This is a genomic window from Alphaproteobacteria bacterium (genome assembly GCA_030680745.1).
Taxonomy (GTDB): Bacteria; Pseudomonadota; Alphaproteobacteria; order JAUXUR01; family JAUXUR01; genus JAUXUR01.
In genome coordinates, this window is sequence record JAUXUR010000076.1 from 13,746 (window position 1) to 27,975 (window position 14,230).

The 14,230-nt window shown below is 34.1% G+C and carries 18 protein-coding genes; 15 read left to right on the top strand and 3 right to left on the bottom strand.

Annotated elements, in window-relative coordinates:
• Positions 1-86: 86 nt before the first annotated feature.
• Positions 87-1,022, bottom strand: coding sequence for a hypothetical protein (locus tag Q8L85_08965; GenBank protein MDP1724816.1), 936 nt, complete (start codon positions 1,020-1,022; stop codon positions 87-89).
• Positions 1,023-1,254: 232 nt separating this feature from the next.
• Here Q8L85_08965 and Q8L85_08970 point away from each other — a divergent pair, with 232 nt between their 5' ends.
• Positions 1,255-1,794 (top strand): phage head-tail connector protein, encoded by a 540-nt coding sequence (locus Q8L85_08970; protein ID MDP1724817.1) that lies wholly within the window; start codon positions 1,255-1,257, stop codon positions 1,792-1,794.
• 237 nt (positions 1,795-2,031) lie between these two features.
• Here Q8L85_08970 and Q8L85_08975 read toward each other — a convergent pair whose 3' ends face one another.
• Together Q8L85_08975 and Q8L85_08980 are read right to left on the bottom strand one after the other, a co-directional pair.
• Positions 2,032-2,604, bottom strand: a complete 573-nt coding sequence (locus tag Q8L85_08975; protein MDP1724818.1) for a hypothetical protein — start codon at positions 2,602-2,604, stop codon at positions 2,032-2,034.
• Positions 2,605-2,691: 87 nt separating this feature from the next.
• Positions 2,692-3,603: a TerC family protein gene (locus tag Q8L85_08980; GenBank protein ID MDP1724819.1), complete on the bottom strand. Its 912-nt coding sequence runs from the start codon at positions 3,601-3,603 to the stop codon at positions 2,692-2,694.
• 184 nt (positions 3,604-3,787) lie between these two features.
• On the opposite strand from Q8L85_08980, the gene Q8L85_08985 reads away from it, so the two are divergent.
• From Q8L85_08985 to Q8L85_09050, 14 genes are all read left to right on the top strand, one after another.
• Entirely contained in the window at positions 3,788-4,105 is a 318-nt protein-coding gene (locus Q8L85_08985) for a phage head closure protein (GenBank protein MDP1724820.1), read from the top strand.
• Between the two features lie 119 nt (positions 4,106-4,224).
• Positions 4,225-4,551, top strand: coding sequence for a hypothetical protein (locus tag Q8L85_08990; protein ID MDP1724821.1), 327 nt, complete (start codon positions 4,225-4,227; stop codon positions 4,549-4,551).
• A complete protein-coding gene (locus Q8L85_08995; protein ID MDP1724822.1) occupies positions 4,493-4,906 on the top strand; it encodes a DUF3168 domain-containing protein in 414 nt (137 codons plus the stop codon). Before Q8L85_08990 ends, Q8L85_08995 begins: the two co-directional genes overlap by 59 nt.
• Positions 4,907-4,920: 14 nt before the next feature.
• Positions 4,921-5,382 carry a hypothetical protein gene (locus Q8L85_09000; protein ID MDP1724823.1) on the top strand — a complete coding sequence of 154 codons (462 nt, stop codon included), beginning with the start codon at positions 4,921-4,923 and terminating at the stop codon, positions 5,380-5,382.
• A 94-nt stretch (positions 5,383-5,476) separates the two neighbouring features.
• Positions 5,477-5,881 (top strand): phage tail protein, encoded by a 405-nt coding sequence (locus Q8L85_09005; GenBank protein ID MDP1724824.1) that lies wholly within the window; start codon positions 5,477-5,479, stop codon positions 5,879-5,881.
• A gap of 334 nt (positions 5,882-6,215) precedes the next feature.
• Positions 6,216-6,566, top strand: a complete 351-nt coding sequence (locus Q8L85_09010) for a GTA-gp10 family protein (GenBank protein ID MDP1724825.1) — start codon at positions 6,216-6,218, stop codon at positions 6,564-6,566.
• A gap of 14 nt (positions 6,567-6,580) precedes the next feature.
• Positions 6,581-6,766 (top strand): phage tail assembly chaperone, encoded by a 186-nt coding sequence (locus Q8L85_09015; protein ID MDP1724826.1) that lies wholly within the window; start codon positions 6,581-6,583, stop codon positions 6,764-6,766.
• The gene (locus Q8L85_09020) at positions 6,753-7,358 is read left to right on the top strand and encodes a hypothetical protein (GenBank protein MDP1724827.1); all 606 of its coding nucleotides are present in this window, start codon (positions 6,753-6,755) and stop codon (positions 7,356-7,358) included. Before Q8L85_09015 ends, Q8L85_09020 begins: the two co-directional genes overlap by 14 nt.
• Before the next feature lie 5 nt (positions 7,359-7,363).
• Positions 7,364-7,966, top strand: a complete 603-nt coding sequence (locus Q8L85_09025) for a DUF2460 domain-containing protein (GenBank protein ID MDP1724828.1) — start codon at positions 7,364-7,366, stop codon at positions 7,964-7,966.
• Positions 7,963-8,817, top strand: a complete 855-nt coding sequence (locus Q8L85_09030) for a DUF2163 domain-containing protein (protein MDP1724829.1) — start codon at positions 7,963-7,965, stop codon at positions 8,815-8,817. The genes Q8L85_09025 and Q8L85_09030 overlap by 4 nt, the downstream gene beginning before the upstream one ends.
• Entirely contained in the window at positions 8,814-9,035 is a 222-nt protein-coding gene (locus Q8L85_09035; GenBank protein MDP1724830.1) for a hypothetical protein, read from the top strand. The genes Q8L85_09030 and Q8L85_09035 overlap by 4 nt, the downstream gene beginning before the upstream one ends.
• Before the next feature lie 657 nt (positions 9,036-9,692).
• Positions 9,693-10,592 carry a DMT family transporter gene (locus Q8L85_09040; protein MDP1724831.1) on the top strand — a complete coding sequence of 300 codons (900 nt, stop codon included), beginning with the start codon at positions 9,693-9,695 and terminating at the stop codon, positions 10,590-10,592.
• A gap of 16 nt (positions 10,593-10,608) precedes the next feature.
• On the top strand, positions 10,609-11,529 hold the full coding sequence (locus tag Q8L85_09045; GenBank protein MDP1724832.1) for a DMT family transporter: 921 nt from the start codon (positions 10,609-10,611) through the stop codon (positions 11,527-11,529).
• A gap of 323 nt (positions 11,530-11,852) precedes the next feature.
• Positions 11,853-14,213 carry a phage tail protein gene (locus Q8L85_09050; protein ID MDP1724833.1) on the top strand — a complete coding sequence of 787 codons (2,361 nt, stop codon included), beginning with the start codon at positions 11,853-11,855 and terminating at the stop codon, positions 14,211-14,213.
• The last annotated feature ends 17 nt before the right edge of the window (positions 14,214-14,230 follow it).

The following is a 14,230-nucleotide window of genomic DNA, read 5'->3' on the forward strand; positions in this document are numbered from 1 at the left end:
ACTTGTCTCACATTAGCGCATTTCGACAGGATTTATATTGCGAACAAATTCGTTGTTGGAACGCAGCGATCGGTGCTCATGTACCTTCAATCTATATCTAGTTGATAAAAAGGGGGTATACTCAACGATGAATTGTTCAAAATGGAGGAAGATCTTTTTTTTATATCAAAATCATTTGTTGTTCTGAGATTACTATTCAAATTAAAATAACTATCAGGCATTAATTTTGTAAGATAGTTTTTGTCTTCCTCTGATAAGTCTTTTGATAAAAAAAATTCATTTAAAATTTTCATTTTTTCTTCAAATAACTTATCTCTATTAACCATATCAGTATATTCAAGTTTAACTTCTTCTGATTCATCATTATTTATAATAGGATCAGCAGGTGAAGTAGCAAAATCAATACGATCCAATTTTAAGAATTTTGATCGAAATTCTAATTCTATATTATTGTCTTTAGGTTTGATGTTCATAGCATTCTGTATATCTTCTGGGGTTACTCCAATATTTTCAGTTGAGATACGTATTGGCCAAACAGGGCGGCGTGGTTGCATCATAATGGGACGATCAAATGGGCGCCTACATTCTTCCTCTATTGATATTCCTGCTGATGCATAAAGCATTTCACTACATTGTTGTGCAAGATTATCATAATTTTCTAAAAATTCTTTTTTATCTTTTTCGTGATAAAAAGAATTTATTAGTTTAATATTGCTGCCAAAACTAAAATCACCAGCGAGTATTTCTTTTGTAAGATAGTCTTTGTCTTCTTCGGATATTTCTATTGATGCAAAAAAATTATTCAAAATTTCTATTTTTTCCTCAAGTGATAAATTTTCACTATTGATAATGTTTTTGTTTTGTTTGCTAAAAACGTAAGTTGGTGATTTTTCCCTTTTGTCAATCTCTTCTTGAGTAAACTTAAACCTTATTTTACCTCCTGGTTCAAATATTAACATTGCATTTGCTTGAAAATCAAAAAAATTGAACATTGCAAAAGCGATTAACATTGTTTTTTTCATTCTGTATCCTTGAAATAAATGAATTATGATTTTTGTATTTTTAACAGATTAAGATAGAAAAAACAATAAATAAGTAGAGTTACTTTATCTTGAATAACAGTGAATATAGCTTGGAAATGTTGTGTTTGTTGATAGTTTTCAACTAAGTAAATTTCACTGACTTGAAAAAATATTCATTTATTTGGATATAGTTGAATATATTTTTATTAATGTTAAATTACAAAGGATTAATATGAATTTAAGAATTAAAACATTGTCGCTTAATGAACCCGTGACATTGGCGTTTTTAAAAGCTCATTTACGCGTTGTTGATGAGGCTGAAGAACCTTATCTAACGCATTTGCTAAAAACGGCGCGTGCGCAAATTGAGCTTATGTGTAATCGAGTGCTCATTACGCAAAGTTGGTCATTGGAATTACATAATCCAGGGGATTCCATTCGTTTGCCTTTAGCGCCTGTTCAAAAAATCAACACTATTTTTTTGTATAATTCAAAAGGCGATAAAGTCTCGATGAATCTTCAAAAAATTCAGATTGAAAATGCCCAGGATAATCCCATTTTGAAAGTCGTAAATCCGTTATTTGGTAAAGTTAAAATCAATTTTGTTGTGGGATATGGAGATGATGAAAGTGCAGTGCCAGAACCTTTGAAACATGCTATTTTAATGCTTGCAGCACATTTTTATGAACATCGTGGTGACCAGGCGGCCATTATCCCTGAATCAATTAAGACTTTGGTTGAGCCTTTTATGTATAAAAGGCATAGCTTGTAAAATTTAGAGATTGTTGATATTTCACAAAAAAGTCTTTTAACCCATTGAAAAACAAATAAAACTTCGATCGAGTCACTCGAGGTTTGCGCGTCAGGTGACTCGATCAAGATGAGTGGTTAATTCTTTATCGTCCAAAATCATTTGTTTTGAATATCATGAAATCCTAATGACGACAATTTTTCTTCGCAGAATTTTATGAAATCCAACAATAACTCGTGTTCACTTGGTTTTTCGGAGCTATTCCCCTATTAAAAGTGATTTTTTCGTTCTGTATTTATATAAAATATTAGGCAATATTACGTAGTTACGACGATAGTAATAATAAAAATCTCTTCCTTCTTCGTTTATATCGGCTTCAACGAGCTGACATGTAATGGCCTCCTTACTTTGTAATTGTAACGGTTGCGAAAAGAAGTCTTTATTTGCTTCAAATTCTATTTGTGATTTTTTCCTTTCAAAATTATCTAATATGGTAAGGTTTTTTAATAGGCTAAAATCACCAGCAAGCATTTCTTTTGTAAGATAGTCTTTGTCTTCGTCAGATATTTCTACTGATGCAAAAAAAACATTCAAAACGTCCATTTTTTCTTCAAGAGATAAATCTTCGTTATGAGCAATCTCTTTGTTTTGCTTTTTAAAAATACTGGATATTGATTTTTTATGGTATCTATCAAAAAGATCTATTAAAGATGGGCATTTAAATGGATCTTGTTCTTTTTGAATTTGTTCTTGAGTGAATTCGATAACAGCATTTGTTTTAAAAGTATAAATATTAAATATTATAAATGTTATTAGGGCTAATTTTTTCATTTTTTACCTCACTTGATAGCTATGTATATTTTTTAAAAACAATATATGGTTTAAAAAACATAATCCAGTATCAATTAATTTTTATATCTAATCCTTAACAGGTTTGGTCGTCATTAATGACAACAAAACTGATGCTGTCAACACGACAACAATAAAGCCTAAGGTGAACCAAATGGGTAAATCGAAAAAATGACTTGCGATCATTTTACAGCCAACAAAAGCTAAGACAATCCCTAAACCATAATGCAGCAATTTAAAGCGATCAACCATCTTCGCTAAAACGAAATAAAGTGATCTTAAGCCTAAAATAGCGAAACAGTTTGATGTATACACAATAAAGGGGTCTCGGGTAATGCCGAGAATCGCCGGGATGGAATCGAAAGCAAAAATTAAATCAGTAATTTCAATGAGTAGAAGCACGATAAAGAGAGGCGTCAGGTAAAGTTTGCTGTCAATGCGCATAAAGAATTTTTCTTCATGCAATTCTTTGGTGATATTAAAATGATTCCGCATCCATTTTAAAACAGCATGTTCGCCAATATCATCTTCGCTCGGCATGGCAAATAACATTTTAATACCTGTATAAATCAAAAATGCACCAAAGACGTAGATCATCCATGCAAATTGATTCAGAAGCTCGATCCCTAGAAGAATCATGAGTGCGCGCATGATAAGAGCGCCAAAAACACCCCAATAAAGAACACGGTATTGGTATTTTGCAGGGATGTGAAAACGTTTAAAAAGCAATACAAATACGAAAATATTATCGATACTTAGGCTTTGTTCAAGTAAGTAACCAGTTGCGAATTCAAGGCATTTTTGAGGACTTACAAAAAAATATATGCCGGTGGCAAAACAGGTTGCTGCAACAAACCAAAAAAATGTCCAATAAAATGCAGATTTAAGACTAACGGCTTTGTTTTCTTTATGGAATACACCTAAATCAAGTAATAAAAAAAACATTAATCCAATGATAAATAATATCCAAAATAACGTCATTCTTATTAACCTTTTTTAAAGAGAGCTCCCCAACATCTGCTACGCCCCGCGGCTCGTCCGCGGGGTCCACAAAACCTTGGAAAAGACCCGATAAATATTATCACTACTCTTCTGCATTCTGGATCCCGCGGACAAGCCGCGGGACGTAGGAGGGTGGTGATTACTTTTTTAAAGAGAGAGTCCTATGATTGGAAGTTTAAAACACAAAATGCTTCTTCAGCAAGGAATATCTACACCCATTGATGGTGGTGGTTATATAAACAATTTTGAGAATATTAAAGAAATAATGGCTGATATTATGCCTCTCCGGAGCAAAGAACTTATCGTTGCAATGGGTGCTCAAATACACGTAAGTCATAAAATAAAAATTAGATATGAAATTTGTGTGAAGCCACATATGCGTTTTTTCTATAAAGGACGCTTGTTTAAAATACAAACGATTATTAATGAAAAGGAACAAGATAGGTTTCTACTACTATATTGCATCGAGGAATGGGCGTAACTACCCATCTTATGGACAAATTCGTCGTCAAGTCTGCGCTTCCGGTGCTCATGTACCTTAAGTACACTCCGCTTCGGTTCTCGCCTTTTCTAGACTTTGCCACATAATCTGGATAGTTAGTGGAACTTGTCAAAGGAGATAATTCAATTTTTACAAAATTATTAAAATTTATAGACCAAACGCTTTTAAAAGCAACGAAAGAAGAATCAATACTTTTTGCAGAAACACAAAATATCAAAATGATTGAACATGAAAATACACAAAATTTGGTTGTTGGAGAACATTTAGAGGAAGTTTATGGAAATCATAAAACGCCTAAAGATCAATATATTAATCTAGATCTTTTAAGGGAAAACATTATGAATCATTTTGAAAGGGTATATGCAAATGGCATCACACATATCATGGGTACTTCAAAAAGTAATTGTCGAAAGATTACAAAATGATGAAGATTTAATAGAAAAAATTAATAAACGCGTTTATGACGTAACCCCGCCTAATCCTATTTTTCCATATGTTGTTTTAGGTCAAGACACGATTAAAGCATGGAATAGTAAAACGAGTTTGGGTCATGATATTTCTTTTATTATTCATATTTTTACACGGGATAAAAGCCGTATGGAGATGAAAGATATTATTGTAAAAATAATTGATGCATTAAAATTAAATCCACTTTATCTTGAAGCAAATTTGTTAATATATTTAATGCCTGAATTGGTTCAAAGTTTTGTAGAACTTGATCAAATGACCTGTCATGGCATTATTAGATTGCATGCTTTAGCTGCACAAAAACCAGGATAACGAAAGGAATTTAGATGCGTTTTATTGTATGGGGATTGGTTGTAAGTTCGTTTTTTACATTAACATCACATGCGGATAGGAAGAGAATTCTTATTCAGAATGAAGGAATTAGAGAGAATGAGGTTTATGCGCCAATTTTTTTATTTTCTACTCGTTTTGAAAATGGGGATATTAATAATGTGTTGTTCCCATTAAAAAACTTACCAAGTATTAGAAATAAAAGAACAAGATTTGCTGAACAGCATAAAAAAATCAAATCATCGATCAAAAAAGATGATTATGAATTATCGTTAATCTATTTTGATAAAAAACCACATGAACTTAATATATATGATGAGTATTTTGAATATAATTTAAATGAATCGCCCAGTCCGATCACTCTTAAATGTATTCAAAGACGTCAAAGAACTTACGATAAAATAATTGTTCGTATTTTTAAAAAAAGAGGACAATTAATGTGTCGGTATATTAATTAAAAAATTTGCTTCAACGTGTCCAGGAGAACTGGGTTCATGAGCCTGACTTTGTCAGGCTTTTTTTACATCCAAAATAATCATAAAAGGAGTTTCTATGAGTGCTTTTTCAGGTCTCGATTTTTTACTTAAATGCGGTGGTCTTCAAGATAATCCACAAACATTAGGTGGGATGCGGGTCACCACAATGTCGCTGAATAATGAACTTGTCGATATTACGCACAAAGAATCAGGTGGTGCACGTACATTGCTCCCTAAGGCAGGGTTACAATCGATGAGTATTGCAGCCTCTGGTTTATTTACAAATGCGGAGAGTGAGCAATTTTTAAAAAATAAAGCGTTTAATCGTGAATTGGGACTGTATTCGTTGTTTTTCCCCAATGGTGAAAAATTTGAAGCCCATTTTTTTGTGACGCATTATGAGCGGGCAGGAGACCATAACGGTGAGGAAACTTATGCAGTTACCCTTGAAAGTAGTGGTCCAATTAATTTTGCTGGGTAAATAGTCGATAGACATTGGAAGGATACATCGTCACGCATCACTCATGTATATAAGGATCATCTACTCGGTTTCACCTCTCCCCTTGTGGGAGAGGTCGGCGCGTAGCGACGGGTGAGGGGTGTATAAAGCGTTTACAAAGAGCAACACCATCATACCGTAATCTAAGCACTGCCAAACAAATATTCATCTCTCCAAAATTGTAAAATACCCCTCACCCGCTCCCTTTGGTCGCGACCTCTCCCACAAGGGTAGAGGTAAAAAAATCCTTCTTTTGGAGCGTTTTGGTAAAAAAGTGATTTGTTACTTGTAAAAATATAAATAAGGAATAAAAACAATGACGCATAATTCTTATCGTGGTGAAATATCCGTAAAATTAAAAGATCAAAGTTACATTTTAAAGCTCACTTTTGATCAGCTTGTAAAACTTGAGCAAGAAACCAATAAAGGCATTCTTAAAATTGCCAAAGACTTTTCAGAAGGCAATTACGGCATTCATGATATTACTGCTTTACTTTGGTTTTCTTTGAGCGAGAAAGGTCGACAAGCCTATACGATTGCCTCGTTAGGGAATCTTATCCTTGGATCAGGACTCTCAACATATACAAGTCATTGTATTGATTTATTATCGCTGACGCTTGACGGGGCAACAACCCGGACAAAAAAGTCGATCCTCCCAAGCAAATAGAGCCAAAAGATACATTGCCTTGGGAGGATTTGTTTCTATTTGCTTTTCACACATTAAATCTAACACCTGATCAATTTTGGCTTATGAATTTGCCTGAATTGCGATTGTATTTAGAAACACAAATGCCTTCATCTTCTTTCACCCGCGACGATTTCAATCATTTGCAACAATTATATCCGGATAAAAATGACAAAACTTGATCAATTGCTTATCTCAATCGATGCTGATACAAAACCATTGAAAAAATCTTTGGCTGAAACACAATCTTATACGCTTAAAAAAAGCCAAAAAATAGGCGCTAGCTTTCAACGTAATTTTAAACCAAGTATTGGAAGTAAAATTTTCGATCAAGGTGCAGGGGCGCTTAAAAGCGATTTAAGTAGAAGTCTGTTTCCTTTAGCGCAACGGCAACAAAAATTATCGAATCCACTGGGATATTGGGGTGATAAAACAGCTACAAAAATGAGTCGCTCTATTTTAAATAAGGATTTTTTGAATCCATTAACCTCTATGCTGAAAAATAGTATTTTTGGCGGCATTTTCGGTCGCCAAAGCGGCGGAAAAGTGAATTCAAAGCAACCTTATTTGGTCGGTGAACGAGGGCCAGAGATTTTTAGACCAGATCATGCAGGACATATTCAGAATAATGCCTCTGTTAAGAGTGGTAAGGTTGAAAGAGCGCCCATTAATGTAACAATTCAAGTGCAAACGCCCAATGCTGATTCGTTTAAACGTAGCCAAAGTCAAATATTGGCCTCTATGCAAAATTCCTTATCAAAACAATATGATTGAATCACATGAAAAATTTTATTGATTATCAATTTCCAAAAGAAATTAGTTATGGTTCGGTTGGTGGCGCTGCTTTTTTAACCGATATTATTGAAACAACTTCCGGTCATGAACAGCGTAATATTAAACGTATCCGTCCACGAGCACGTTATAATATTGCGATTGGCATTCGACATCAGAAAGATTTGGAAGACATTCGTGCGCTCCATCTGATTGCAATGGGACGGGGGCTTGGTTTTCGCTATCAAGACCCATTAGATTATCAAGTGAATCAAGGATTTATCGGGAATGGTGATGGAAAGACAAAGAAATTTCAACTTATAAAACGCTATCATATTAATAATACATATTTTTATGATCGTCATATTGTTTGTCCTATCAAAGGCTCAATTGAACTTTACGTCAATAATGTGTTGCAGTTGAATCATTGGCGTTTAACTGAAAAAGGTATCATCACTTTTAAAGAGGCGCCACTTAAAGACAGCATAATTACGGTCAGTTTTGATTTTGATGTGCCCGTTCGTTTTGATTGCGATTATTTACCGCAGCGTCTGGATAATTACAATATTGCTTCGATCGCGGATATACCTCTTGTGGAAATTTTATTATGAAAAACATATCATTAGAGCTAAAAAAGCATCTAAAATCTGAAGTTTTAACATTGACCAATTGTTTAAAAATTGAACGTAAAGATGATCAGATTTTGGGACTCACTGATCATGATGAAGATCTTTATATTGATGGTGTATTATATAAAGCGCAACCCGGTTTTAATGCGAGTGCTATTCATAGTCAATTAGGTCAATTGGGGTTGGGGGACAATTTAGAAATTGATCTTATTGAAAGTGATTTGATCAAGGAAGAAGATATATTATCTGGTGCTTTTGATAATGCTTATTATACGTATTTTTCGATTAATTATAAGCAGTTAGAACAGGGTAAAATTATTCTTCAATCAGGTTATTTCGGTAAAATTCAATTATTAGAGAAACATTTTCTTATTGAACTTAAATCAATGTCTAGTTTACTAAACCAAACAATTGGTTCTGTCTACACACCTTATTGCAGAGCAACTTTGGGTGATTTTCAATGTGGTTCAAAACTTCAAGATTATAGTGTTTTTGGATGTGTCACAGGCTTGCGAAATGAGCCATCAACACATACATATATACTACAAGACAATACAAGAACAGAAGAAGATGGCTATTTTGACGGGGGAAATCTAACTTGGATAAGTGGCCCTTTTCAAGGGCTTACAATTACGATCAAAAAATATTTAAAAAAAGAGCAAGAATTAACCTTTTTTTTACCTCTTCCCGGCAAAATAGTTATATCGGATAAATACAAATTAACACCAGGATGTAATAAAAGCCTGAAAATATGTCGCGATAAATTTAATAACGTGATTAATTTTCGAGGCGAGCCATTCATTCCTGGAACAGCCTACGGGAGAAGAAAATGAGAAAAGGCAGGGATATTTCAAATGAAGAAAATCAAGGGTCTTTTGCAGAGCTTGATGAATTCATTCGTAGATCGAAACGTGCTGGCAAAATCGAAGACAGACGTTTAAAAAAACTTGTCAAAGCAATACATGAGAGTGATAACAATCAATTTAATGATGATTACTATGATGATGATATAGAACAATTTAGGAGAGGTCATAACAAATATCACGATTAATCCATAAATTATGGGTAAATTCGTCGTCAGTTCTGCGCTTCCGGTACTCATGTACAAAGAGGTACACTCCGTTCCGGTTCTCGAACTTTCTAGACTTTACCGCATAATTAAGGATTTGGATGATGCCATATAGATAAATTCGTCGTCAGTTCTGTGCTTCCGGTACTCATGTACAAATAAGTACACGCCGTTCCGGTTCGAGGGACTCTAGAATTTACCGCATAATTTAAGGATTTGGATGATGCCATATGGATAAATTCGCCGTCAGTTCTGTGCTTCCGGTACTCATGTACAAAGAAGTACACGCCGCTCCGGTTCGAGGGACTCTAGAATTTACCGCATAATTTAAGGATTTGGATGATGCCATATGGATAAATTCGCCGTCAGTTCTGTGCTTCCGGTATTCGTGTACAAAGAAGTACACGCCGTTCCGGTTCGAGGGACTCTTGACTTTCCGCATAATTTAGGGATTTCTGGGATGGTTTAAGGTGTGCTTGTTATTTAGAAACGTCAATGGGTAACTATTGGCGTTTTTTTATTTTTTAAAATTAAAAACAAATAATTACTAGTCAATTTTTATATTTTTATTGCGTTTTTATAAAAAGTAAGGTATATTGACTTAATATTTTACAAGTTAATTGTTTGTGAGTTTAAAAAATGAATTTAAGGGTTGGCATTGAGGGCGATCGTCCTTACATAGGTATTTTGTTTTATTCTATTAGCATTTTTCTTTCGACAATGATCGGCGCATTAACACGGTTTATAGGCGATATTTATCCTGCAAATGAAATTTTGTTTTTCAGAGGCCTTGTTGTAGTGCTTATGATGCTTGGTTTCTTTTGGATAAAAAAAGATTTTTCTTTAATTGTGCCTAAACGTCCTAAGGTTTTGTTAGTAAGGTCTATTATAGGATTTATCGCTGTTATTTGCTCGGTTAAATGCTATACTTCTTTACCAATGGCGCAAGCAACGACCATTATTCAAACAACGCCATTTTTCATTGCTTTTTTTGCTTGGCCTTTGTTGGGAGAAAAAATAACTTTCGCAAAGATTATTGCCATTATTGTAGGTTTTATAGGGATTATGGCAACAATTAATCCTGAAATAAATGGTTTGCAATATGGACTTATTTTTGGATTAGCAACAGCTTTTTTGCGTTGTTTTACCTCTATATTTATGCGGACTATTGGAAAAACAGATAATGTTTATACAAGTGTTTTTATTTATAGTTTGGCTTGTATGATTTTGTCAGGCATATGGTTAATAACCAATTGGGTGACACCGAGCTTGGAACATATTTTAATTTTTTTATTAATGGGCGTTATAACTTTTTTTTCTGAATTATCCAATAGTATTGGTTATAGATATGCGCAGGCAGTAATATTATCGCCTTATAGTTATTTTGGGCTATTATGGGCAGCTGTTTTGGGTTATTTTTTCTGTGGTGAAGTGCCTACATCATCTATTGTTTTAGGTGGATCGCTTATCATTGGAAGTGGTTTGTACATATTATACCAAGAAAAAAACAAGCCTAAGAAAATTACACAAAATATTTAAAAATAGGGAATATAAAATGAGATTAAAAAAAATAGATACTGCAAGTGATAATCCTTTATACGGTATATTGCTTTATTCGGGTTGTGTTCTCTGTTTTGCTTTATTAGGGACCGCCGCCCGGTATTTTAACGGTGTTTATCCGGTAAACGAACTTATCTTCTTTCGTTCAATTGTTACTATTTTTATTATTTTGGGCTCTGCTGCTTGGAAAAAAAACAAACAGATTTTTAAAACAAATCGTCCTAAGATACATTTTTTACGTTCATTAATAGGATTTTCAGCGCTCACATTGTTAACGCTTTCATATATGGAATTGCCTTTGGCAGATGCGTCAACAATTCAATATACAAGTCCTTTCTTCGTTGCGCTGTTTGCATGGCCAATTTTAGGCGAACGCATTTCTATGAAACAAGCAATAGCTATTCTTGTTGGTTTTTCAGGTATATTTTTTGCTTTTAACCCAGATCTTGATAATTTGAATATGGGGATGGTTTATGGTTTTCTAGGTACAATTTTAACGTCTCTGGTTTCTATTTTCTTACGCGATATGGGTAAAACTGAAAACCCAATCACAACAGTGCTTTATTTTAATTGTATTTGTGCACTTATTTCAGGAGGTTGGTTGTTATATAATTGGGTAACACCTAGTTTTTCACATGTATTACTTTTTTTAATGTTAGGTGTCATTGCTTATTTTGCACAAACATTTTTTACGCATTCTTATAAATGGGCACCAGCTGGCCTTTTAGCACCTTTTAATTATGTTGGTATTATTTGGTATGGTGCTTTGGGCTATTTGATCTTTGGAGATCTTCCTTCTAATACGCTTTTAATAGGGTGCAGCCTTGTTGTCTGTAGTGGCTTATATATGGTTTATTTGGAAATTCAAAAGAAGAAAATGCTTAACCACGCATCTTATGGTCAAATTCGTCGTTAGGCCTGTGCTTCCGATACTCATGTACAAAGAAGTACATACCGTCAAATAAAGATGCTTCATCCGTAAGCATCTTTATAATTCTTTTTCTTATTCATTATTAATGCGAACTCAATAATTCATTCTTCAGGAAACCTAAAGTTTCCGTCGTTGCGATGATCCCCAACTTAAATGGGGAGAAGAAGCAATCCAGAAAATAGTCCTTCAAAAGCTATAAATGTTGACTTTAGTACTGGATTGCCACGCGGCTTTGCCGCTCGCAACGACGAACCTGTTGATTTTAACAATTCTAATTCCGAGCTCGTATCATCACAGAAAGATCTTCTATGGCAGGTTTTACTTTTGCCACAGCTGGTGCGGCACTTGGTTCAGCTTTAGGGCTTGGATCTAATGTTGGCTGGCTTGGTGGACATTTAATTTCAAGATTATTTAATAAAAACAAATCACATCACATTGAAGGGAAAAGATTACAAGATTTATCAATCCAAAGCTCAACCTATGGAAGATCAATTCCAATTGTTTATGGTCAAGCTATCATAGGCTGCAACATCATTTGGTCGAACGGTATTAAAGAATCAGCAATAAGTGAAAAAAAACGGCTCGATCACGGCACAAAAATTGTCGAAACATCGTATAGCTATTCGACAAATTTAGCACTTGGACTTTGTGCAGGTCCCATTGAAGGTGTGCTGCGGATCTGGGCGAATGATGTGTTGATTTATGACCGAAGTGTCCATAATGCAGGGCCCATTAAACTTTATCCTCCGCCTATCCGTCTTTATGACGGATCGGAAAATCAAATACCTGACCCCCTTATTCAATCAATAGAAGGCGTTAACAATGTTCCAGCTTTTAAAAATCTTGCCTATCTTGTGTTGGAAAATTTTCCATTACATGATTTCAAAAATAAAATACCACATTTTCAAGTCGAAATTATCTCTAAAGCCCAAGAAATCACAAAAACGAAAACGTTAGATCTTATATCGGAAGATTTTGATAATATATGCATTTCAAAAACGAGTCCCTATCTTTATCTACGTGATGGTAATCTGATTCAAAAAGTTCATCGTTTTAATGAACATGTTGTTTGTTCAAAAGATTTAACGGATGAATTACCACGTACTGATTTAGTTGCATCATCCTTATTTGGACAAATGTGTTTAGACCAAACATCAAATATGTTGTATGCGTTTGTACAAAACCAATTGTCTAGCTTTATTGTTTGTATTAATACGTTTGATTTAAGCATTACAATGCATAATTTTAATGAACGTATCATTGCTGATGAATCAATCGGCTTTATTGACAAAAATAATCTTTATACTGCAGATTTTCTTAAAGGGAATATTCGCGTTTATGATAAAAAAAGTTTAGAGCGTCATGATTATTTTGTACCTGGTTGCCTGAATTCTGGTCTTCATCAGCGTCCTGGCAATTTTACAAAAGATACTGACGGTAATATTTGGCTTGTTTCGCATGATCCACTTGATCAAAAAAATTTTTATTTAACCAAATTTCAATATGGACTTGATGCAATGAGCACTAAAATTAAGCATCATGGTTATGCGACTCATATTGCATATGATCATAAAACACAACGACTTATCATTAATTCTTCAGAAGGGCTCTTAAGGCTTAATCCAAAAACATTTGAAATTGAAGCTAAAATTCGTTTTAAAAATTCAATTGGCAATGCACATAGTTCTTTTTTAAATCATCCAATTCTAAATGGATTCATATGGAGTTTCAACGATAAAACAGGATTTTTAATTGATCTTATTACATTTAAAGTTGAAAAAAAGATTCCTTTTTCAACTCTTAATATACAAGCATTTGGTTTAAGCTTCGATGAAGATTTAAATTGTTTGTGGTCTAAAGGGAAGGGGCTTCACAAAACATTATTGGATCGTTTTGATTCATCATCTTGTCGGTTAAATGAGGTCGTTGCTGATGTCTTAAGGCGCGGCGGCATTGATGATACATTTCATGATTGTGATCTAAATCAAGAACAAGTTCTTGGTTATGTTATTTCAGAGCCTCAATCAATTTATCATGCCTTACAGCCCTTAATGTCCGCGTATTTTTTTAATCTACGATCTCAAGCACATAAAATTTCTTTTTTTCATCCGGATAAGCAAAAGATCATTAAAATTGACCCTAAAGACTTAGGGGCGCATGAAGTTGATGCATATGGTCCAAACAATGAAGATCTGATTTTGCTAAAACAACCTGCTGATCAATTACCTGAATTTGTCATTTGTCATTATGCATCTTATGAACGTTTTTATGAAAATTCATGCCAGGAGGTTCATAAAGGCGGCCACAAAGATGCCCACAAAACATATCATTTGTCATTGCCTTTTCTTTTAACGGATGCCAAAGCGCAGCAAATTGCCGAGAAAACATTGGCATTGTCATGGATGCACGCGATTGAATGTATCTTTTCATTACCACCTTCTTATATTTTTTTAGAACCCGGTGATTTAGTAGAAATTTTGCACCATGAACGTGTTTATCAATTGATGATTGTGAGCATTGATATGGGCGCCAATTATCTTTTAGAAATAAAGGCCGTTTTACACCATATAAGTGCTTATGAGAGCTGTTTAGAAGGTATCGGCGCAACTTTAGAAAGAGCCAAAATGGTTTTTCCACCTGAAATCATTGAAGAAAATCAAGATCAATAAATTAAAAATGGAGATAT